Source organism: Enterobacter sp. H2G27 (genome assembly GCF_054403075.1).
This window is the reverse complement of the sequence record NZ_JBSVSI010000001.1, coordinates 3,961,836-3,981,489: the sequence shown is the minus strand read 5'-3', so window position 1 is coordinate 3,981,489 and position 19,654 is coordinate 3,961,836. Positions and strand designations below refer to the sequence as shown.

Sequence of the window (19,654 nt, the reverse complement as noted above, 5' to 3'; positions counted from 1 at the left end):
TTACTCTTCGCGCAGAAGCTGTTCGACGGCGTCTACCACATCCTGAACGGTACGAACCGATTTGAAGGTTTCCGGCTTGATTTTCTTACCGGTTTTTTTCTGCAGGTGAACGATCATGTCCACCGCGTCAATGCTGTCCAGCTCCAGGTCTTCATAAAGACGGGCTTCGGGCGTAATGTCCTGCGGGTCGATTTCAAAGAGCTTGGTCAGAAGGCCGCAGACTTCCTGATAAATGGTTTCTTGTTCAGTCATCGTTCACATCTCAGGCGCGTTGAGCGTTGATAAAGGACGCCAGCGTGGCGACGGAAAAGAAGTGCTGGCGCATCTCTTCGCTTTCGGCAGAAAGCACCACGCCATACTGGTTTTTCACGGCCAGACCCAGTTCCAGCGCGTCAATGGAGTCCAGACCCAGCCCATCGCCAAACAGCGCGGCATCGGTATCAATATCCTCTGCGGTAAGCTCGTCCAGATTCAGCGTGGTGATAATGAGATTCTTAATTTCAAGATAAAGCGCTTGCATCATTAATTCCTGACAAAGATTGAAGGCCTGATGTTAATCGATGCTCCAGATGCCGGTTTAACTGCCTTGCCGCCAGCGCCGGTTCTTGTTCATTTGCATCGTAAAATTCGTCGATGTTCACGCGGTCGCGGACATCCACGGTGAAAACAGGTTTTTCTGGCGGTACATCATACCAGTGACTTTTTTTATCCAGCAGATGTTCGCTACAGTGGATCAGCACCACCCGCAGATCGCTGTTACAGCGCACGGCGATATTAGCCGCGCCGCGCTGGAGGGAGATAGCCTCGCCAAACCGGGTTCGCGTGCCTTCCGGGAAGATCAAAAGCGTGTCGCCCTGAGCCAGACGCTGCTGGCTAGCCGCGAGCAGGGGCTCGGCTTCGCTGTTAATCAGGTAATCCGCCGCGCGGATGACGCCGCTGACAAAGGGATTACGCAGCAGCGCGCTCTTCACCAGACAGTCGGTTTCTGGCATCACCGACGCCAGAATCACGTAGTCAATTAACGTGGGGTGGTTAGCTACCACCAGACAACCCCGATCGCTGCGCAGCGCGTCAAGATTGCGAATGCGATAATCCAGTACCCCGAGTCCGCGCGCAACGGTCAGGAAGAAACGGAAGCTGGCCGCAATGCTGCGACGCGCCAGACGTCGACGGTTGGCGCGGTCGCGCTGGACGATCAGCAGCAGGTTGAACCAGACCAGCGACAGCAGCAGTCCGCCCACGCCAAACAGCGCGAAGCAGAATCCGGTCATCACCAGACGCCATAACCAGTTGATACGGGCAGCCAGGTGGTTCATGCGCGCGTCCATTGCCACAGCAAACGTTCGCCGGGCACTACAAACTGACGTTCCTCGCTGAGATAGCGCTGCAGGAACATCAGGCTTTGCGGCAGGGCGGGTTCTTCACCTGTGCTGCCGCTGTGGGTTTCACACTGCAATTCCTGTCCGGATTCAATGACCAGCGCCAGCGCGTAGGGCCAGGTGGGCATCTGCTGCGGTAACGCCGGATGGTAAAATTCCGGCAGCGCGCCGTCAAAATCGACCAGCAAGACGCGGGAGTAGCCGGCATGCAGCAGGCTCAGCACTTCACATAAAGCCTGCTGGAAGGTGTCCAGCCCGGCAGAGATGGATGACGAGACGATGGGCTGGCGTGCGGTAATCGTGAGATTGCCCACCGCCGAGTTGTGCACGGACATGGCGAAGTCGGTGGGCGATACGGACTGGCCGGTTGCCAGAGCATGCAGAATACGGTAGTTGCGCTCCAGCTCGCCGTGGCGGCTGGAATAGACGACGGCATCAATGGCGTGGTTTTGCAGCATGGCAAGACCAATATCCACCGCCAGCTTACTGCCTGAATTGAGGCGGCGCGCGGTCATCATAGGTAAAGCGGTCAACCGGGGAAGCGGGGCAGCTGGATCGACGGCCAGCTGCAGGCGAGACCACGCCTGCCACTCTGTGGCATCGCTGAGTCCTGGCGCTCTGGCCTGCCAGTCGATAATGTTCAGTGAAAATTTCATCTACGCGCGTCCGCGAAAAAAACCGTATTCAAAAGGCAGACTAGGCCACCCGGGCAGCTAAGCTGCTCTATTGTTCACGTTTGGTGCATATCAGCAGGGTATGACCGACCCCAAGGTTGTCCAGCCGCTGTTCAACGCTGAAACCTGCACTCTCCAGGTAGCGATAAAACTTTTCTACGCTGTAAAACCGGCTATTGCCATTCGCCATACAGGTGAAATAGAGCGAGGTGGCATTCAGGCTGAAAGAGGCTGCTTCAAATTTCTGAGCATCCCAGAAAAGCTCCATGATGCACAAACGTGCGCCTGGCTTCATGGCCTGTGCGACGCGCGTCAGCATGGCGACAATCTGATCCGGAGAGAAACAATCCAGGAACTGGCTCATCCACCAGACGTCGGCGTCACCCGGCAATGTTGCTGGGCTAAGCATATCGACAGCATGGAATGCAATACGATGAGAAAAACCTGCTTTTGCGATGTTTTCCTGCGCCAGCGCTATCTGCTGCGGCAGATCGAGGATCGTCACGGCAACATTTTCGTCATAGCGGCAGCAGCGTAACGACCATTTACCCGTATTTCCGCCCACATCGTACAATTTTGTCGGCGAGCTTGCGAATATATATGGCAAAGCCGCGTCAAAAGCGGCGTCAGAATAGTAATGATCGAAGGCGAACCAGCTATCCTTCGCCGGAGCAGGTAATTGGGATAAAGCCGGGTAGATGGTTGGCCAGTTGCCAAACACGGCTAATCCGGCAGGTTTTTCTTCCTGCAGGGCGTCCGCCAGGTGAAATAGCCCCTGGTAACAAACGTCCTGGGTGAAATCCATATTTACGCGGGTCATTTCGTCGTGCAGTAAAAAATGGCCCACTTTCGCCAGGAAATAACGTCCTTGCTGTTGGGTTACGATTCGACCGCTTAATCCCATATCCAGCAGTACGCTGACACCATAGCTACCTAGCGTGCTGTGTTCTGTTATTTCCTCAAGGCTGGCACCTTCTTTCCCTTGTTTATCTAGCCAGGCGAGAACGCCTGAGTTACGCAGACAAAGCGCAGTCTGGAATAACATCGGGGCAAAAGCGATGCGTTGCGCTTCGGTAATGGCATCCAGTGCGCTGAGTGTGTCCTTTTCGTACATTACTACGTAACCTTTGAGGATAATAAAGAGAGGTTATCGGGCCATACGCGGCCCGACTTTAGAAAAATATTACAGCGTGGCGCCTGCGGAGAGGTTCAGCTGAATATCGTGGTCGAGGTTATTCACCCAGCGGTTATAATTTTTGTGAATTTTACCGTCTGCCGCTTTCAGATTAAGGCTGTTTTCATAGTTGATTGAATAGCTTGTTGCCGTATACGGAATACTCACCTGGACCGAGTGATCGCGCGACTGCAGACGCCCCTTAATCATTCCCGGGCCCGCTTCCGTCATGATCCAGTCACGTTTTTGGCCTGCTTTCAAAATTGCCGTTTTTACCTGATCGGCAGTATGACCCGCGCTTACAATAGAGTGAACCTGAGCGATTGGGGCGGTACGCGCACAGCCTGCCAGTGCGCCAACGAATACGGCAGCAGCACACCATTTAACGATCTTTTTCATCAACAACTCCATATCAATATTAACAATTAAAGGTAGTGGTTTTTACAAATAATATTCATCCGGCTTTCCGTTGGCGCCAGGCGTATTTTTAATCAATATTAATGTTTGCATTACGTTGAAGCGAAGGCGGAAATAATAACATGGAAAAATAAATAACCATTTCATTTTTTATAATTTGCGTTAAATCATGAATTGCGTTTGAGAGTAATGCTCACGACGTAAATAAAACAGGGTGAATATCGCCTTAACGCAAATAAAATACCGCGACGGATTAAGGACGCGGTAATTTACGGTGTATTACTGATGGTTTAAACCTACCTGTACAGGTAGGTCGGTTATCCGGGTAATCGGCTTTTCGGCCTCCCCGGACCGAGCAGGATCGCCAGCTTGCTGCCGCCTTTGGTGGTTTCCATCCAGATTTTACATACGCTGGTCAGGGGGACCGACAGCAGCATACCGACCGGGCCCAGCAGCCATCCCCAAATCAGTAAGGATAAAAATACCACCAGCGTCGACATGCCCAGACGGTGTCCCATCATGCGCGGTTCAAGAATATTGCCCAGCACCATATGCACGACGAGGAACAGCGCGCCGACCAGCATGCATTCGTAGAAACCGTTGAACAGAAACGCCTGAATCATCGGCGGCACGGCGGAAAGCACCGCGCCAATATTCGGCACGTAGTTCAGCAGAAATGCCAGCACGCCCCACATCAGCGCGAACTGCACGTCCATCAGCATCAGCCCCAGCCAGACAATGACCCCGGTCCAGACGCTCAGAAGCGTTTTCAGCGCCAGATATTTTGAGACGCCCTTCAGTGCCCGGTGTAATCCGGCAATGTGAATTTGTGGGTTGTTCAGTGCAAAGCGCAGCTTATAGGGGACGTGGCGAACTTCGAACAGCATAAACACCACCGTCATGACCAGCAGCAGAATGCTGGCCATCGCGCCGGAAAGCCCCGTCATCAAGGTGGTGGCGTAGGTCATGACCTTCTCGGAGTCCATTCTGCGCAGCATCCGTTCGGGTGAAATATGCAGATTAAGAAAGGGTACCATCTCCTGCAGCGCGACAATTTTACGCGTCAGCTCTTTGTTGTACTGCGGCAGCATGGTGGAGAATTCGCTCAGCGATGCCGCCAGTACGCCGAAGAGCGCCGTCAGGCCAATCAGCATAACAATAACCACAATGGTGATGGCTACCGGGCGGCTGACTCCCCGACGTAAAAACCAGGTGACCAGAGGATTAAGCACAATGGCAAAAAAGAGCGCCAGCAGGAGCTGAACAATAATGTCGGCGGCAGCATGAATACCCGCAAGGATAACCACCAGACAGGCGAGTTTTAATAAGATGTGAAGTCCTGCTTTGTCGGACGGGTTAGCGATCATGCGTGTTCCTTAATATGATGACCCGGTAAGTGTAGTGCCCGGGCTTCGCTTCGTCTGGAGCCGTTAATCTGAAAGTCGGTGCTGATTTTCTTATTGCGCCGTGGTAATAGTGAAACACGGTTGTAAAAAATCCAGGTAAAACCCCATGCCCGAACCTGCCGCTGAACCGGCACTGAGCGGATTGCGCCTCAATCTGCGCATCGTTTCCGTTGTGATTTTCAACTTTGCCAGCTATCTGACCATTGGCCTGCCGCTGGCGGTCCTGCCGGGCTATGTCCATGACGTGATGGGCTTCAGCGCCTTCTGGGCGGGGCTGGTCATCAGCCTGCAATATTTCGCCACGCTCCTGAGTCGCCCCCATGCCGGGCGCTACGCGGACCTGTTCGGTCCAAAAAGCATTGTGGTGGTGGGTTTATGCGGCTGTTTCCTCAGTGGCCTGAGCTACCTGCTGGCTGCCGCAACCAGCCACTGGCCGCTGGTCAGCCTGGCGCTGCTCTGTCTGGGCCGCGTCATTCTCGGCATCGGACAAAGCCTGGCGGGAACCGGCTCGACGCTCTGGGGCGTTGGGGTTGTCGGCGCGCCGCACATTGGCCGGGTGATCTCCTGGAACGGGATTGTCACCTACGGGGCAATGGCCCTCGGGGCGCCGCTCGGCGTGGCCTGCTATGCGCTTGGCGGGCTGTATGGGCTGTCTATCACTATTATGGCGGTCGCGCTGCTGGCAATTCTCTTTGCGCTGCCGCGTCCGAAAGTTAAGGCCAGCAAAGGCAAGCCGCTGCCGTTTCGGGCGGTGCTGGGACGCGTCTGGCCGTACGGCATGGCCCTGGCGCTGGCAACCACCGGCTTTGGCGTAATTGCGACCTTCATCACCCTGTTCTACGACGCCAAAGGCTGGGACGGCGCGGCCTTTGCGTTAACCCTGTTTAGCTGTGCGTTTGTAGGTGCCCGCCTGCTTTTCCCTAACGGCATCAACCGTCTCGGCGGGCTGAATGTGGCGATGATCTGCTTTGCGATAGAGATTGTCGGGCTGCTGCTGACCGGAATTGCGATGGTGCCGTGGGTCGCCAAAGTGGGCGTGTTCCTCGCGGGGGCAGGCTTTTCCCTGGTCTTCCCGGCGCTGGGCGTGGTGGCGGTAAAAGCCGTGCCGCAGCAGAATCAGGGGGCGGCGCTGGCGACCTATACGGTATTCATGGATATGTCTTTAGGCATTACCGGCCCGCTGGCGGGGCTGGTGATGGCCTGGGCAGGCGTGCCGGTGATCTATCTTGCCGCGGCGGGTCTGGTGGTTATTGCGCTGCTGCTGACGTGGCGGCTAAAAAAATGGCCCCCGGTGCAGGCACCGGAGGCCACGTCATCGTCGTGAAGCGTTACTGGATCACGATGGTGTTAATGATGTTTTCAGCGGCCGTCTGCGCTTTCTGCTGATCTTCCGCTGGCAGGGTGATCTGCAGGGTCAGCAGTTTGTTATCGACCTTGCCCAGCACAACAGAGGAGTAAGCGGTCTGGCCTTTTGCGGAGATGATGCTATCGAGCTGCTGCAGCTTATGGCCTTTCAGCTCGATGGATTTATTGGTCACGACCTGCAGCTGCGGGTCACGTCCGCGCTGCTGATCTTCAAGACGTTTGGACAGGACGGCCAGGTCTTCGCTGGTGTCGTCGCCCACAATCACAATGACCGCTTTCTGCCCGGTTGCGTCGGAGTAAACGTGCATGTTGTTCGCCTGGGTGCCCAGCTTGCCGCTCTGGTCAGTCATATCGGCTGGCAGAGAGAAACTGAGTTTGCCATCCATCAGATTCACCGGCTGGCCGGTCGCATTGCTTTCTGCGGATGCGCCCTGAGCAGGCGTTTTCGTGTCGCTGTTATCACAGGCTGCAAGACCCACAACCAGCAGGCCAATCCCGACATATTTAACCAGATTGCGCATTGACTTCTTCCTTTCGATAAACGGCCATAACGGCTCATTCGCTCATCTTATCACAACTGATAAAGCGAACCCTTAACCAGCCTGCAATGCTGTGATTTCAGATTTATCTGCCAGCCTTTTCAGCAGCATATTGAGCAGCACGCCGTACATCGGCAGGAAGAAAACAATGCTGATGAGAACCTTAAAGCAGTAGTCCACCAGCGCGATTTCCATCCAGTGCTCGGCCATGAACGCATCCGGGCTGCGCCAGAAGGCGATGAAGAAGAAGGCCAGCGTATCGCTCACGTTACCGAACAGCGTGGAGGCGGTTGGCGCCATCCACCAGCGATGATTCTGACGCAGGCGGTTAAACACATGCACGTCGAGGATCTGCCCCAGCGCGTAGGCCATAAAGCTTGCCGCGGCGATACGGGCAACGAACAGGTTGAAGTGGGTTAACGCCTCAAAGCCCTGCCAGCTTCCCATATAAAACAGAGACGAAATCACGTACGAGATGAACAGCGCCGGGAGCATGACCGAAAAAATAATACGGCGAGCCAGCGGTGCGCCAAAAATACGCACGGTCAAATCCGTCGCGAGGAAAATAAACGGGAAACTAAACGCGCCCCAGGTGGTATGGAAACCAAAGATGGAGATCGGGAGCTGCACCAGATAGTTGCTGGAGGTGATCACCAGCAAATGGAAAAGCGAAAGCCAGAACAACGCTTTTACGCGCTGAGATTCAGAAAACTGCGTCATATTGTGACCTTTTTATACGTTGGGGTGAGGGAACCCAATAAAAACCGCAGCATGATACTGCTTTGTCAGGACATTGCAATGGTTAGTTTTTACGCAATCGTTAACCTGGTTTGCATTGATCGCAACCGGGCGTAAACTACAGCCGTTTTTATCAGACCGAGAAGATCATGACCGACCTGTTTTCCAGCCCAGACCACACTCTTGATGCCCAGGGCCTTCGCTGCCCGGAACCGGTAATGATGGTACGTAAAACCGTGCGCAACATGCAGACCGGTGAAACGCTGCTGATCGTTGCCGACGACCCGGCCACCACGCGCGATATTCCCGGTTTTTGTACCTTTATGGAGCATGAGCTGGTGGCACAGCAGACGGAAACGCTGCCGTACCGGTATTTGATTCGTAAGGGTTGAGTGGGCGCCTCTGCTGCCTGATGCCCTCACCCCGGCCCTCTCCCACAGGGAGAGGGAGAAAGTCATCCCTTCATCCACGCCCGAATGCCGTCCAGGAACATCTGCGTTGCCATCATTACCAGAATCAGCCCCATCAGGCGCTCCAGCGCGTTTACCCCTTTCTCACCCAGCAGGCGCAGGAACAGGGATGACTGCAGCAGGATAATAAACGTTCCGCCCCAGGCAATCAGCAGGGCAATCACCAGATGGCTCATCTGGTTCGGATACTGGTGCGACAGCAGCATCAGCGTGGCCAGAATGGTCGGCCCGGCAACGAGGGGAATCGCCAGCGGCACAATAAACGGCTCTTCACCCGCAGGCAGGCCGCTGCTGCTGCCTTCCGCGCTCGGGAAAATCATCTTAATCGCAATCAGGAAAAGAATAATCCCGCCGGAAATCGACACGGTTTCGGCGCGCAGGTTCAGGAATGCGAGGATTTTTTCACCCGCAAACAGGAAGATAAACATCACCAGCAGGGCGATGAGCAGCTCGCGGATCATGATCGCCCGGCGGCGCTTCGGTTCGGTGTGCTTCAGCACCGACATGAAGATCGGCAAGTTACCCAGTGGATCCATAATCAGGATCAATAAAACCGCCGCGGAAATGATTTCACTCATCTTTAAATTATCCCTGATACTTAGTAGTGTTATTTCGATGATTAGCGCTTTTTCTGATTGCCGGGCAATCATCGATTAATTTCGCTTGCGACTTTGGCAGCATTTTGTAATGTGAAGCATATCCCAGTTCAATACTGGCTTGCACAATCAGCACACACCCTCAGCAGGAAAAAAATGCTATGAAAAACGTTGGTTTTATCGGCTGGCGCGGTATGGTCGGCTCTGTACTCATGCAACGCATGGTTGAAGAGCGCGATTTCGACGCTATCCGCCCGGTCTTCTTCTCCACTTCCCAGCTCGGCCAGGCTGCTCCGTCCTTTGGTGGTACCACAGGCACGTTGCAGGATGCTTACGATCTGGAAGCGCTGAAGGCACTCGACATTATTGTGACGTGCCAGGGCGGCGATTATACCAACGAAATCTATCCAAAGCTGCGTGAAAGCGGCTGGCAGGGCTACTGGATTGACGCGGCTTCTTCGCTGCGCATGAAAGATGATGCCATCATTATTCTCGACCCGGTGAACCAGGGCGTGATCACCGATGGCCTGAACAACGGCGTAAAAACTTTTGTTGGCGGCAACTGCACCGTCAGCCTGATGCTGATGTCCCTCGGTGGCCTGTTCGCTCAGGATCTGGTGGAGTGGGTCTCCGTGGCGACCTACCAGGCCGCGTCCGGCGGCGGCGCGCGCCATATGCGCGAGCTGCTGACCCAGATGGGCCAGCTGCACCAGAGCGTTGCGACCGAGCTGGCAAACCCGGCATCCGCTATTCTGGATATCGAGCGTAAGGTCACCCAGCTGACCCGCAGCGGCGAGCTGCCGGTGGATAACTTTGGCGTACCGCTGGCCGGCGGTCTGATCCCGTGGATCGACAAACAGCTTGATAACGGCCAGACCCGCGAAGAGTGGAAGGGCCAGGCAGAGACCAACAAAATCCTCGCGACCGCGAACACCATTCCGGTTGACGGTCTGTGCGTGCGTATCGGCGCGCTGCGCTGCCACAGCCAGGCCTTCACCATTAAACTAAAAAAAGATGTGTCTATTCCGACCGTGGAAGAACTGCTGGCCGCGCATAACCCATGGGCGAAAGTGGTGCCAAACGATCGTGATATCACCATGCGCGAGCTGACCCCGGCTGCCGTTACCGGCACGCTGACCACGCCGGTTGGCCGTCTGCGCAAGCTGAACATGGGGCCGGAGTATCTCTCCGCGTTCACCGTCGGTGACCAGCTCCTTTGGGGCGCCGCCGAGCCGCTGCGCCGCATGCTGCGCCAGCTGGCGTAATAATTTGTTAACTACCGGGGGTGATTTTCACCCCTTTTTTTTGCGTACTACACGGAGTAACACGCGTATGTCTTATTTTTTATCAGGAGTCATCTAGAGCGTTGGCTATGCTTTAAGGAAGAGTCATTTCTTACCTGAGGTTCGAACGGAGCAGAATGGATGCACATTTTTGTGCTGTCCCGTTCAGGTCACATTAAAAGTCGTCCCGGAGCGCTTAAAAAGGACGACATAAAAAACAGGATGAATACCATGTCCGATCGTGTGGATAGAGACGTGATTAATGCGCTTATTGCGGGTCATTTCGCTGACCCCTTTTCTGTGCTTGGGATGCATCGTACTGAGGCGGGTCTGGAAGTTCGGGCGCTATTACCGGATGCCACAGAAGTCTGGGTGATTGAACCCAAAACTGGCCGCAAGGTTGGTAATCTTGAATGCCTCGATTCGCGTGGCTTCTTCTCGGGCGTAATGCCCCGTCGTAAAAACCCTTTTCGCTATCAGCTCGCCGTTCTCTGGCACGGTCAGCAAAACCTGATTGACGATCCTTACAGCTTTGGTCCGCTCTTAAAAGAGATGGACGCCTGGCTGCTCTCCGAAGGAACGCATCTTCGCCCTTATGAAACGCTGGGTGCCCATGCCGATACCATGGATGGCATTACCGGCACGCGGTTCGCCGTGTGGGCGCCTAACGCCCAGCGCGTCTCCGTTGTAGGCCAGTTCAACTACTGGGACGGTCGCCGACACCCGATGCGCCTGCGCCGGGAAACCGGCATCTGGGAGCTGTTTATCCCCGGGGCGCACCCCGGGCAGCTTTATAAATTCGAGATGATCGACGCCAACGGCAAGCTACGCATTAAAGCCGACCCGTATGCCTTCGAAGCGCAGATGCGCCCGGATACCGCGTCGTTGATTTGCGGCCTGCCTGAGAAGGTCGTCCAGACGGAAGAGCGTAAACAGGCCAACCGCTTTGATGCGCCGATCTCCGTCTATGAAGTTCATCTCGGCTCCTGGCGCCGCCACACCGATAACAACTTCTGGCTGAGCTACCGGGAGCTTGCCGACCAGCTGGTGCCGTACGCCAAATGGATGGGCTTTACTCACCTTGAGCTGCTCCCGGTCAATGAACACCCGTTCGACGGCAGCTGGGGCTATCAGCCCACCGGGCTGTATGCGCCAACGCGCCGCTTCGGCACGCGCGACGACTTCCGCTATTTCATTGATGCCGCGCACGCCGCCGGGCTGAACGTCATCCTCGACTGGGTGCCGGGCCATTTCCCTGCGGATGATTTCGCGCTGGCAGAATTTGACGGTACGAAGCTGTACGAGCACAGCGATCCGCGCGAAGGCTATCACCAGGACTGGAATACGCTGATCTACAACTACGGTCGCCGTGAGGTCTCAAACTACCTGGTCGGGAATGCCCTGTACTGGATCGAGCGGTTTGGCATTGATGCCCTGCGCGTCGATGCGGTGGCGTCGATGATCTACCGCGACTACAGCCGCAAAGAGGGGGAGTGGATCCCGAACGAGTTTGGCGGCCGCGAAAACCTGGAAGCCATTGAGTTCCTGCGCAATACCAACCGCATTATCGGCGAGCAGGTGGACGGTGCCGTGACCATGGCGGAAGAGTCGACCGACTTTGCGGGCGTCTCCCGTCCGCCGTCATTGGGCGGCCTGGGGTTCTGGTATAAGTGGAACCTGGGCTGGATGCACGACACGCTCGACTATATGAAGCTGGATCCGGTTCACCGTAAGTATCATCACGATAAGCTGACGTTCGGGATGCTCTACAACTACACCGAAAACTTCATGCTGCCGCTGTCGCACGATGAGGTGGTGCACGGCAAAAAATCCATTCTCGACCGCATGCCGGGCGACGCGTGGCAGAAGTTTGCCAACCTGCGCGCCTATTACGGCTGGATGTTTGCCTTCCCGGGTAAGAAACTGCTGTTCATGGGCAATGAGTTCGCTCAGGGTCGCGAGTGGAACCACGACGCCAGCCTCGACTGGCATCTGCTGGAAGGCGGCGACAACTGGCACCACGGGGTGCAGCGTCTGGTGCGCGATCTGAACCTGACCTATCGCCACCACAAAGCGCTGCACGAGCTGGACTTCGATCCGTACGGCTTTGAGTGGCTGGTGGTGGACGACCATGAGCGCTCGGTGTTTGTCTTTGTGCGTCGTGACAAGGCCGGTAACGAGATCATCGTCGCCAGCAACTTCACCCCGGTGCCGCGCGAACACTACCGCTTCGGCATTAACCAGCCGGGCAAATGGCGTGAAATTCTGAATACCGATTCGATGCACTACCACGGCAGCAACGCCGGTAACGGCGGGCTGGTACAGAGTGACGCCATAGAAAGCCACGGGCGACCCAACTCCCTGAGCCTGACGCTGCCGCCGCTTGGCACCATCTGGCTGATGCGGGAGGGCGAATGACGCAGCTTACGGCAGGTAAACCCGAACCGCTCGGGGCGCGTTTTGACGGAAAGGGTGTCAATTTCACCCTCTTTTCCGCTCACGCCGAGCGGGTTGAACTGTGCGTGTTTGACGGGGAAGGTAACGAGCACCGTTACGATTTACCCGCGCGCACGGGGGATACCTGGCACGGCTACCTGGCCGGAGGACGGCCAGGCATGCACTATGGCTTTCGCGTACATGGTCCGTGGGATCCGGCGCAGGGTCACTGGTTTAACCCGGCGAAGCTGCTGATTGACCCGTGCGCGCACCGCGTGGACGGCGAATTTAAAGATGACCCGCTCTTCCACGTGGGCTACGGCGAGCCCGACCACCGCGACAGCGCGCCCGTCGCGCCAAAAAGCGTGGTGGTGAACGATCTTTATGACTGGGAAGACGATGCCCCGCCGCACACGCCGTGGGGCAATACCGTCATTTATGAAGCCCACGTTAAAGGGCTGACGTACCTGCACCCGTCGATCCCCAAAGAGATGCGCGGCACCTATAAGGCGCTCGGGCATCCCACCATGATCGCCTACCTGAAACATCTCGGTATCACCGCCCTGGAACTGCTTCCCGTTGCCCATTTTGCCAGCGAGCCGCGCCTGCAGCGGCTGGGGCTCAGCAACTACTGGGGCTACAACCCGCTGGCGATGTTCGCGCTCGAGCCGCGCTATGCCGTCCATCCGGAAAAAGCGCGGGACGAGTTCCGCGATGCGGTGAAGGCTCTCCACGCGGCGGGCATTGAGGTCATTCTGGACGTGGTGCTCAACCACAGTGCAGAAAGCGATCTCGACGGTCCGACGCTCTCCATGCGCGGAATTGATAACCGTAGCTATTATTGGATCAGGCAGGATGGCGATTATGAGAACTGGACCGGCTGCGGTAACACGCTCAACCTCAGCCATCCGGCGGTCACGCATTTTGCGTATGAATGCCTGAAATACTGGGTGGAGACGTTCCACGTCGACGGTTTTCGTTTCGACCTGGCGCCCGTGATGGGGCGCACGCCGGCGTTCAGCCGGCAGGCGCCGCTGTTCGAGGCGATAAAAAACTGTCCGGTGCTCTCGCAGGTGAAGCTCATTGCCGAGCCGTGGGACATTGGCGAAGGCGGTTATCAGGTCGGGAATTTCCCGCCGCTGTTTGCCGAGTGGAACGATCACTACCGCGACGCCGTGCGCCGCTTCTGGCTGGAACGCAATCTGTCGCTGGGGGAATTTGCCGGGCGCTTTGCCGCGTCGAGCGATCTCTTTAAGCGCGACGGCAAACGCCCGTCGGCTACCGTCAACCTGTTGACGGCGCACGACGGTTTTACGCTCAGGGACTGCGTTTGTTTCAATCAGAAACACAATGAGGCAAACGGCGAAGAGAATCGCGATGGCACTAACAATAACCATAGCTTTAATCATGGTATAGAAGGGTTAGGCGGAAGCCTCGACGTCATCGAGCGGCGACGCGCCAGCGTTCATGCGCTGCTGACAACGCTTTTACTGTCGCAGGGCACGCCGATGCTGCTGGCAGGCGATGAGCATGGTCACAGCCAGCACGGTAATAACAATGCGTATTGCCAGGACAACACCTTAACCTGGCTCGACTGGGGGGAAGCCAACAGCGGGCTGATTCATTTCACCGCTGCGCTGATCCATCTTCGCCAGCAGATCCCCGCGCTGACCGCCAACAGCTGGTGGGAAGAGGGTGACGGCAACGTTCGCTGGCTGAATAAAGACGCGCAACCGTTAAGCGCGCAAGAGTGGCAACACGGCGTACCACGCCTGCAAATCCTGCTGTCGGATAAATGGCTGGTCACGCTGAACGCGACGGATGACGTCGCAGAGATTGTTTTACCTGACGGGGAGTGGCGCGCCGTTCCCCCCTTTGCCGGAGCGGATAATCCGGTAGTAATGGCTGTCTGGCACGGGCCTGCGCACGGAGTGTGCGTATTCCAAAGATGATAAAAAAGGAGTTAGTCATGGTTAGATTAGAGAAGAACGATCCCTTAATGTTGGCACGCCAGCTACCATTAAAAACGGTTGCCCTGATCCTTGCGGGTGGGCGTGGTACCCGTCTGAAAGATTTGACCATCAAGCGCGCCAAACCGGCTGTTCACTTTGGTGGTAAGTTCCGCATCATCGACTTTGCGCTCTCCAACTGTCTGAACTCGGGCATTCGCCGCATCGGCGTCATTACGCAGTATCAGTCGCACACGCTGGTTCAGCATATCCAGCGCGGCTGGTCATTCTTCAGCGAAGAGATGAACGAGTTTGTCGATCTCCTTCCTGCTCAGCAGCGCGTTCACGGCGAGAACTGGTACCGCGGTACGGCGGATGCGGTGACCCAGAACCTCGACATTATTCGTCGCTATAACGCGGAATACATCGTGATCCTCGCCGGGGACCACATCTACAAGCAAGATTACTCCCACATGCTGATCGACCACGTCGAAAAAGGGGCGCGCTGCACCGTGGCGTGTCTGCCTGTGCCCGTTGCCGAAGCGACGGCGTTTGGCGTCATGCACGTGGATGCCGACGACAAAATTATCGACTTCGTTGAAAAACCGGCGAACCCGCCAACGATGCCGGGCGATGACACCAAATCGCTCGCCAGCATGGGGATCTATGTCTTTGACGCAGATTATCTTTATGAGCTGCTGGAAGAAGACGACAAAGACGAAAACTCCAGCCACGACTTCGGTAAAGACATCATTCCGAAAATCACGAAAGCTGGCATGGCGTATGCACATCCATTCCCGCTGTCCTGCGTACAGTCCGATCCGAATGCGGAACCCTACTGGCGCGATGTGGGAACGCTGGAAGCTTACTGGAAAGCGAACCTCGATCTGGCATCGGTCACGCCTGAACTGGATATGTATGACCAGAACTGGCCGATTCGTACCCATATGGAGTCGCTACCGCCGGCCAAATTCGTGCAGGACCGCTCCGGCAGCCACGGTATGACGCTGAACTCGCTGGTGTCCGGCGGGTGCATTATCTCCGGTTCGGTCGTGGTGCAGTCGGTGTTGTTCCCGCGCGTGCGGATAAATTCATTCTGTAATATCGATTCGGCAGTCTTGTTGCCGGATGTCTGGGTAGGGCGCTCGTGTCGTCTGCGTCGTTGCGTGATCGACCGTGCCTGCGTCATCCCTGAAGGGATGGTCATTGGGGAGAATGCGGAAGAAGACGCGCGTCGTTTCTACCGTTCGGAAGAGGGGATCGTGTTAGTCACACGGGAAATGTTGCGGAAGCTGCAGATCAAACAGGAGCGATGATGCAGGTTTTACACGTATGTTCTGAGATGTTCCCGTTATTAAAAACGGGCGGACTGGCAGATGTGCTTGGCGCATTACCGGCGGCGCAAATCGCCGGAGGCGTGGATACCCGAGTCCTGCTGCCCGCCTTTCCGGATATCCGGCGCGGTATACCCGATGCAAAAGTGGTGACCCGCCGTGAAACGTTTGCCGGACGCATTACCCTGCTGTTTGGACATTACAATGGCGTAGGGATTTACCTGATCGACGCGCCGCACTTATACGATCGCCCGGGCAGCCCGTATCACGATACGAACCTGTTCGCCTACACCGACAACGTGCTGCGCTTTGCGCTGCTCGGCTGGGTTGGAGCAGAAATGGCGACGGGGCTGGATCCGTTCTGGCGTCCGGATGTGGTGCACGCGCACGACTGGCACGCCGGGCTTGCCCCGGCGTATCTCGCCGCGCGCGGCCACCCGGCGAAATCGGTCTTTACCGTGCATAACCTTGCCTATCAGGGGATGTACTACGCCCATCACATGAATGACATCGATCTGCCATGGTCGTTCTTTAACATGCACGGTCTGGAGTTTAACGGGCAGATCTCGTTCCTGAAGGCGGGGCTGTACTACGCCGATCACATCACGGCGGTGAGCCCGACCTACGCGCGTGAGATCACCCAGCCGGCGTTTGGCTACGGCATGGAAGGGTTGCTGCAGCAGCGCCATCGCGAAGGCCGCCTGTCGGGTATTCTGAACGGCGTGGATGAACAGATCTGGAGCCCGGAAACCGATCTCCTGCTGGCGGCGCGCTATGGCCGTGATTCCGTGGAAGACAAAGCGGAAAACAAACGCCAGCTGCAGATTGCGATGGGCCTGAAGGTGAACGACAAAGTGCCGCTGTTCGCCGTCGTGAGCCGCCTGACCAGCCAGAAAGGGCTGGATCTGGTGCTGGAGGCGCTGCCCGGTTTACTGGAGCAGGGCGGACAGCTGGCGCTGCTCGGCGCGGGCGATCCGGTGCTGCAGGAAGGTTTCCTTGCCGCCGCTGCGGAACACCCGGGGCAGGTGGGCGTGCAGATTGGCTACCACGAGGCGTTCTCGCACCGAATTATGGGCGGCGCGGACGTCATTCTGGTGCCAAGCCGTTTCGAACCCTGCGGCCTGACGCAGCTTTATGGTCTGAAATACGGCACGCTGCCGCTGGTGCGCCGCACGGGCGGACTGGCGGATACCGTATCCGACAGCTCTCTGGAAAATCTGGCGGACGGTATCGCCAGCGGGTTTGTCTTTGAGGACAGTAATGCCTGGTCGCTGCTTCGGGCGATTCGGCGTGCTTTCGTCTTGTGGTCCCGTCCATCACTCTGGCGTTACGTTCAGCGTCAGGCGATGTCCATGGACTTTAGCTGGCACGTCGCGGCGCAGTCATACCGCGATCTCTATCAACGCTTGATGTAACGAGGCGAAGTTACTGATATGAACGCTCCATTTAGCTACTCTTCACCCACGCTCAGCGTTGAGGCGTTAAAGCACTCCATCGCCTACAAGCTGATGTTCACCATCGGGAAAGATCCGGTTATAGCCAACAAGCACGAGTGGCTGAACGCCACCCTGTTTGCGGTGCGTGACCGCCTGGTTGAACGCTGGCTGCGCTCAAACCGCGCCCAGCTTTCGCAGGAGACGCGTCAGGTTTACTACCTGTCGATGGAATTTTTGATTGGCCGCACGCTGTCCAACGCGCTGCTGTCGCTCGGTATTTATGACGATGTCAAAACCGCACTCGAAGAGATGGGGTTAGATTTAGAAGAACTGATCGACGAAGAGAACGACCCGGGCCTCGGCAACGGCGGTCTGGGGCGTCTCGCCGCCTGCTTCCTCGACTCGCTGGCGACGCTGGCGCTGCCGGGCCGCGGCTACGGTATTCGCTACGACTACGGTATGTTCAAACAGAACATCGTCGACGGGCGTCAGAAAGAGTCGCCGGACTACTGGCTGGAGTACGGCAACCCGTGGGAATTCAAGCGCCACAACACGCGTTACAAGGTGCGCTTTGGCGGGCGTATCCAGCAGGAAGGGAAAAAATCCCGCTGGGTGGAAACGGAAGAGATCCTGGCCGTGGCCTACGACCAGATTATCCCCGGCTACGATACCGACGCCACCAACACGCTGCGCCTGTGGAGTGCCCAGGCCAGTAGCGAAATTAACCTCGGTAAATTTAACCAGGGTGACTACTTCGCGGCGGTGGAGGATAAAAACCACTCCGAGAACGTGTCCCGCGTGCTGTACCCGGATGACTCGACCTACTCGGGTCGCGAGCTGCGCCTGCGTCAGGAGTATTTCCTCGTTTCGGCTACCATTCAGGACATCCTCAGCCGCCACCATCAGCTGCACAAAACCTACGCCAACCTGGCGGAGAAAACCGCGATCCACCTTAACGACACCCACCCGGTGCTCTCTATTCCGGAACTGATGCGCCTGCTGATCGACGAGCATAAGTTCAGCTGGGATGACGCCTTTGAGGTGACCTGCCAGGTGTTCTCGTACACCAACCACACGCTGATGAGCGAAGCGCTGGAGACGTGGCCGGTGGACATGCTCGGTAAAATCCTGCCGCGCCACCTGCAGATTATCTTTGAGATTAACGACTACTTCCTCAAGACGCTGCAGGAGCAGTATCCGAACGATACCGGCCTGCTGAGCCGTGCGTCCATCATTGATGAGTCGAACGGTCGTCGCGTGCGCATGGCCTGGCTGGCGGTTGTCATCAGCCACAAGGTCAACGGCGTGTCCGAGCTCCACTCGAACCTGATGGTGCAGTCTCTGTTTGCGGACTTCGCGAAGATCTTCCCGACGCGGTTCTGCAACGTGACCAACGGCGTCACGCCGCGCCGCTGGCTGGCGCTGGCCAACCAGCCGCTCTCTGAGGTGCTGGACGAGAATATCGGCCGCACCTGGCGTACCGATTTGAGCCAGCTGAGCGAGCTGGAACAGCATATTGATTTCCCGACGGTGAACAAAGCCGTACGCGAAGCCAAGCTGCTGAACAAAAAGCGTCTGGCGGTCTGGCTGGCGATGCACCTCAACGTGGTCGCTAACCCGAAAGCGCTGTTCGACGTGCAGATCAAACGCATCCACGAATACAAGCGTCAGCTGATGAACGTGCTGCACGTGATCACCCATTACAACCGCATCAAGGCCGATCCAACGGCCGAATGGGTGCCGCGCGTGAAGATCTTCGCCGGTAAGGCGGCTTCCGCCTACTACATGGCGAAGCACATTATTCATCTCATCAACGACGTGGCGAAGGTGGTTAACCAGGATCCGGACATTGGCGACAAGCTGAAGGTGGTGTTCATTCCGAACTACAGCGTCAGCCTTGCGCAGCTGATCATCCCGGCGGCGGATCTCTCTGAACAGATTTCGACGGCGGGTACTGAAGCATCGGGTACCAGTAATATGAAGTTTGCCCTCAACGGCGCGCTGACCATCGGCACGCTGGACGGGGCGAACGTCGAGATGCTGGAGCACGTGGGCGAAGAAAATATCTTCATCTTCGGTAACACGACGGAAGAGGTGGAGGCGCTTCGCAGGAAAGGCTACTCGCCGCGTCAATATTACGAAGAGGATGAAGAGTTGCGTCAGGTGCTGACGCAGATCGCGACCGGCGTGTTTAGCCCGGATGAACCGAGCCGCTATCGCGATCTGGTGGATTCGCTGATTAACTTTGGCGATCACTACCAGGTGCTGGCGGATTATCGCAGCTACGTGGACTGTCAGGATAAGGTTGACGAGCTGTACCGTCAGCAGGAGAAGTGGACCAGCGCCGCGATGTACAACATCGCCAATATGGGCTATTTCTCGTCAGACCGGACCATCAAGGAGTATGCCGAGACGATCTGGCATATTGATCCGGTGAGATTGTAAAAGCAAAACGGCA

At 56.7% G+C, this 19,654-nt stretch carries 18 protein-coding genes; 8 read left to right on the top strand and 10 right to left on the bottom strand.

All coding sequences use genetic code 11. The annotated features are described in order from the left end of the window. From ACW9E7_RS19010 to ACW9E7_RS18980, 7 genes are all read right to left on the bottom strand, one after another. Complete coding sequence (locus ACW9E7_RS19010; RefSeq protein ID WP_024908875.1) at positions 1–252, bottom strand: acyl carrier protein; 252 nt, start codon at positions 250–252, stop codon at positions 1–3. 10 nt (positions 253–262) lie between these two features. Further along, entirely contained in the window at positions 263–520 is a 258-nt protein-coding gene (locus tag ACW9E7_RS19005) for a phosphopantetheine-binding protein (RefSeq protein ID WP_008503081.1), read from the bottom strand. Then, entirely contained in the window at positions 501–1,316 is an 816-nt protein-coding gene (locus ACW9E7_RS19000) for a lysophospholipid acyltransferase family protein (RefSeq protein WP_111963744.1), read from the bottom strand. The genes ACW9E7_RS19005 and ACW9E7_RS19000 overlap by 20 nt, the downstream gene beginning before the upstream one ends. Beyond that, a complete protein-coding gene (locus ACW9E7_RS18995; protein ID WP_149367163.1) occupies positions 1,313–2,035 on the bottom strand; it encodes a beta-ketoacyl synthase chain length factor in 723 nt (240 codons plus the stop codon). The genes ACW9E7_RS19000 and ACW9E7_RS18995 overlap by 4 nt, the downstream gene beginning before the upstream one ends. Positions 2,036–2,102: 67 nt before the next feature. Beyond that, complete coding sequence (locus ACW9E7_RS18990) at positions 2,103–3,167, bottom strand: methyltransferase (RefSeq protein WP_115876839.1); 1,065 nt, start codon at positions 3,165–3,167, stop codon at positions 2,103–2,105. Between the two features lie 69 nt (positions 3,168–3,236). Beyond that, positions 3,237–3,626: a lipoprotein gene (locus ACW9E7_RS18985; RefSeq protein WP_111963747.1), complete on the bottom strand. Its 390-nt coding sequence runs from the start codon at positions 3,624–3,626 to the stop codon at positions 3,237–3,239. Positions 3,627–3,961: 335 nt separating this feature from the next. Further along, a complete protein-coding gene (locus ACW9E7_RS18980; RefSeq protein ID WP_023309517.1) occupies positions 3,962–5,011 on the bottom strand; it encodes an AI-2E family transporter in 1,050 nt (349 codons plus the stop codon). A 145-nt stretch (positions 5,012–5,156) separates the two neighbouring features. On the opposite strand from ACW9E7_RS18980, the gene ACW9E7_RS18975 reads away from it, so the two are divergent. Continuing rightward, positions 5,157–6,374 (top strand): MFS transporter, encoded by a 1,218-nt coding sequence (locus ACW9E7_RS18975; RefSeq protein ID WP_111963748.1) that lies wholly within the window; start codon positions 5,157–5,159, stop codon positions 6,372–6,374. Positions 6,375–6,378: 4 nt separating this feature from the next. Here the strand turns inward: ACW9E7_RS18975 and ACW9E7_RS18970 are convergent, their stop codons facing one another. Both ACW9E7_RS18970 and ACW9E7_RS18965 read right to left on the bottom strand, forming a co-directional pair. After that, positions 6,379–6,936 (bottom strand): DcrB family lipoprotein, encoded by a 558-nt coding sequence (locus ACW9E7_RS18970; RefSeq protein WP_008503073.1) that lies wholly within the window; start codon positions 6,934–6,936, stop codon positions 6,379–6,381. A 72-nt stretch (positions 6,937–7,008) separates the two neighbouring features. Then, on the bottom strand, positions 7,009–7,674 hold the full coding sequence (locus ACW9E7_RS18965; RefSeq protein WP_111963750.1) for a 7-cyano-7-deazaguanine/7-aminomethyl-7-deazaguanine transporter: 666 nt from the start codon (positions 7,672–7,674) through the stop codon (positions 7,009–7,011). 167 nt (positions 7,675–7,841) lie between these two features. On the opposite strand from ACW9E7_RS18965, the gene tusA reads away from it, so the two are divergent. After that, positions 7,842–8,084 carry a sulfurtransferase TusA gene (tusA, locus tag ACW9E7_RS18960; protein WP_017693840.1) on the top strand — a complete coding sequence of 81 codons (243 nt, stop codon included), beginning with the start codon at positions 7,842–7,844 and terminating at the stop codon, positions 8,082–8,084. Positions 8,085–8,146: 62 nt separating this feature from the next. On the opposite strand, the gene yhgN is transcribed toward tusA, so the two are convergent. Then, positions 8,147–8,740, bottom strand: a complete 594-nt coding sequence (yhgN, locus tag ACW9E7_RS18955; protein ID WP_003861574.1) for an NAAT family transporter YhgN — start codon at positions 8,738–8,740, stop codon at positions 8,147–8,149. Positions 8,741–8,919: 179 nt separating this feature from the next. Between yhgN and asd the strand changes: the two genes are divergently transcribed. From asd to glgP, 6 genes are all read left to right on the top strand, one after another. Next, positions 8,920–10,023 (top strand): aspartate-semialdehyde dehydrogenase, encoded by a 1,104-nt coding sequence (gene asd, locus ACW9E7_RS18950; protein ID WP_033146834.1) that lies wholly within the window; start codon positions 8,920–8,922, stop codon positions 10,021–10,023. Between the two features lie 249 nt (positions 10,024–10,272). Then, positions 10,273–12,459 carry a 1,4-alpha-glucan branching enzyme gene (gene glgB, locus ACW9E7_RS18945; RefSeq protein WP_133295269.1) on the top strand — a complete coding sequence of 729 codons (2,187 nt, stop codon included), beginning with the start codon at positions 10,273–10,275 and terminating at the stop codon, positions 12,457–12,459. Then, a complete protein-coding gene (glgX, locus tag ACW9E7_RS18940) occupies positions 12,456–14,429 on the top strand; it encodes a glycogen debranching protein GlgX (protein WP_115876841.1) in 1,974 nt (657 codons plus the stop codon). Before glgB ends, glgX begins: the two co-directional genes overlap by 4 nt. A 17-nt stretch (positions 14,430–14,446) precedes the next feature. Further along, complete coding sequence (gene glgC, locus ACW9E7_RS18935; RefSeq protein WP_008503066.1) at positions 14,447–15,742, top strand: glucose-1-phosphate adenylyltransferase; 1,296 nt, start codon at positions 14,447–14,449, stop codon at positions 15,740–15,742. Continuing rightward, complete coding sequence (glgA, locus tag ACW9E7_RS18930; RefSeq protein WP_008503065.1) at positions 15,742–17,175, top strand: glycogen synthase GlgA; 1,434 nt, start codon at positions 15,742–15,744, stop codon at positions 17,173–17,175. Before glgC ends, glgA begins: the two co-directional genes overlap by 1 nt. A gap of 18 nt (positions 17,176–17,193) precedes the next feature. Beyond that, positions 17,194–19,641, top strand: a complete 2,448-nt coding sequence (glgP, locus tag ACW9E7_RS18925; protein WP_133295268.1) for a glycogen phosphorylase — start codon at positions 17,194–17,196, stop codon at positions 19,639–19,641. Positions 19,642–19,654: the final 13 nt, after the last annotated feature.

What these genes read in the sequence shown, in the direction of transcription:
- ACW9E7_RS19010 (WP_024908875.1), bottom strand. Translation starts at nt 252, where the DNA reads ATGACTGAACAAGAAACCATTTATCAGGAAGTCTGCGGCCTTCTGACC.
- ACW9E7_RS19005 (WP_008503081.1), bottom strand. Translation starts at nt 520, where the DNA reads ATGCAAGCGCTTTATCTTGAAATTAAGAATCTCATTATCACCACGCTG.
- ACW9E7_RS19000 (WP_111963744.1), bottom strand. Translation starts at nt 1,316, where the DNA reads ATGAACCACCTGGCTGCCCGTATCAACTGGTTATGGCGTCTGGTGATG.
- ACW9E7_RS18995 (WP_149367163.1), bottom strand. Translation starts at nt 2,035, where the DNA reads ATGAAATTTTCACTGAACATTATCGACTGGCAGGCCAGAGCGCCAGGA.
- ACW9E7_RS18990 (WP_115876839.1), bottom strand. Translation starts at nt 3,167, where the DNA reads ATGTACGAAAAGGACACACTCAGCGCACTGGATGCCATTACCGAAGCG.
- ACW9E7_RS18985 (WP_111963747.1), bottom strand. Translation starts at nt 3,626, where the DNA reads ATGAAAAAGATCGTTAAATGGTGTGCTGCTGCCGTATTCGTTGGCGCA.
- ACW9E7_RS18980 (WP_023309517.1), bottom strand. Translation starts at nt 5,011, where the DNA reads ATGATCGCTAACCCGTCCGACAAAGCAGGACTTCACATCTTATTAAAA.
- ACW9E7_RS18975 (WP_111963748.1), top strand. Translation starts at nt 5,157, where the DNA reads ATGCCCGAACCTGCCGCTGAACCGGCACTGAGCGGATTGCGCCTCAAT.
- ACW9E7_RS18970 (WP_008503073.1), bottom strand. Translation starts at nt 6,936, where the DNA reads ATGCGCAATCTGGTTAAATATGTCGGGATTGGCCTGCTGGTTGTGGGT.
- ACW9E7_RS18965 (WP_111963750.1), bottom strand. Translation starts at nt 7,674, where the DNA reads ATGACGCAGTTTTCTGAATCTCAGCGCGTAAAAGCGTTGTTCTGGCTT.
- tusA (WP_017693840.1), top strand. Translation starts at nt 7,842, where the DNA reads ATGACCGACCTGTTTTCCAGCCCAGACCACACTCTTGATGCCCAGGGC.
- yhgN (WP_003861574.1), bottom strand. Translation starts at nt 8,740, where the DNA reads ATGAGTGAAATCATTTCCGCGGCGGTTTTATTGATCCTGATTATGGAT.
- asd (WP_033146834.1), top strand. Translation starts at nt 8,920, where the DNA reads ATGAAAAACGTTGGTTTTATCGGCTGGCGCGGTATGGTCGGCTCTGTA.
- glgB (WP_133295269.1), top strand. Translation starts at nt 10,273, where the DNA reads ATGTCCGATCGTGTGGATAGAGACGTGATTAATGCGCTTATTGCGGGT.
- glgX (WP_115876841.1), top strand. Translation starts at nt 12,456, where the DNA reads ATGACGCAGCTTACGGCAGGTAAACCCGAACCGCTCGGGGCGCGTTTT.
- glgC (WP_008503066.1), top strand. Translation starts at nt 14,447, where the DNA reads ATGGTTAGATTAGAGAAGAACGATCCCTTAATGTTGGCACGCCAGCTA.
- glgA (WP_008503065.1), top strand. Translation starts at nt 15,742, where the DNA reads ATGCAGGTTTTACACGTATGTTCTGAGATGTTCCCGTTATTAAAAACG.
- glgP (WP_133295268.1), top strand. Translation starts at nt 17,194, where the DNA reads ATGAACGCTCCATTTAGCTACTCTTCACCCACGCTCAGCGTTGAGGCG.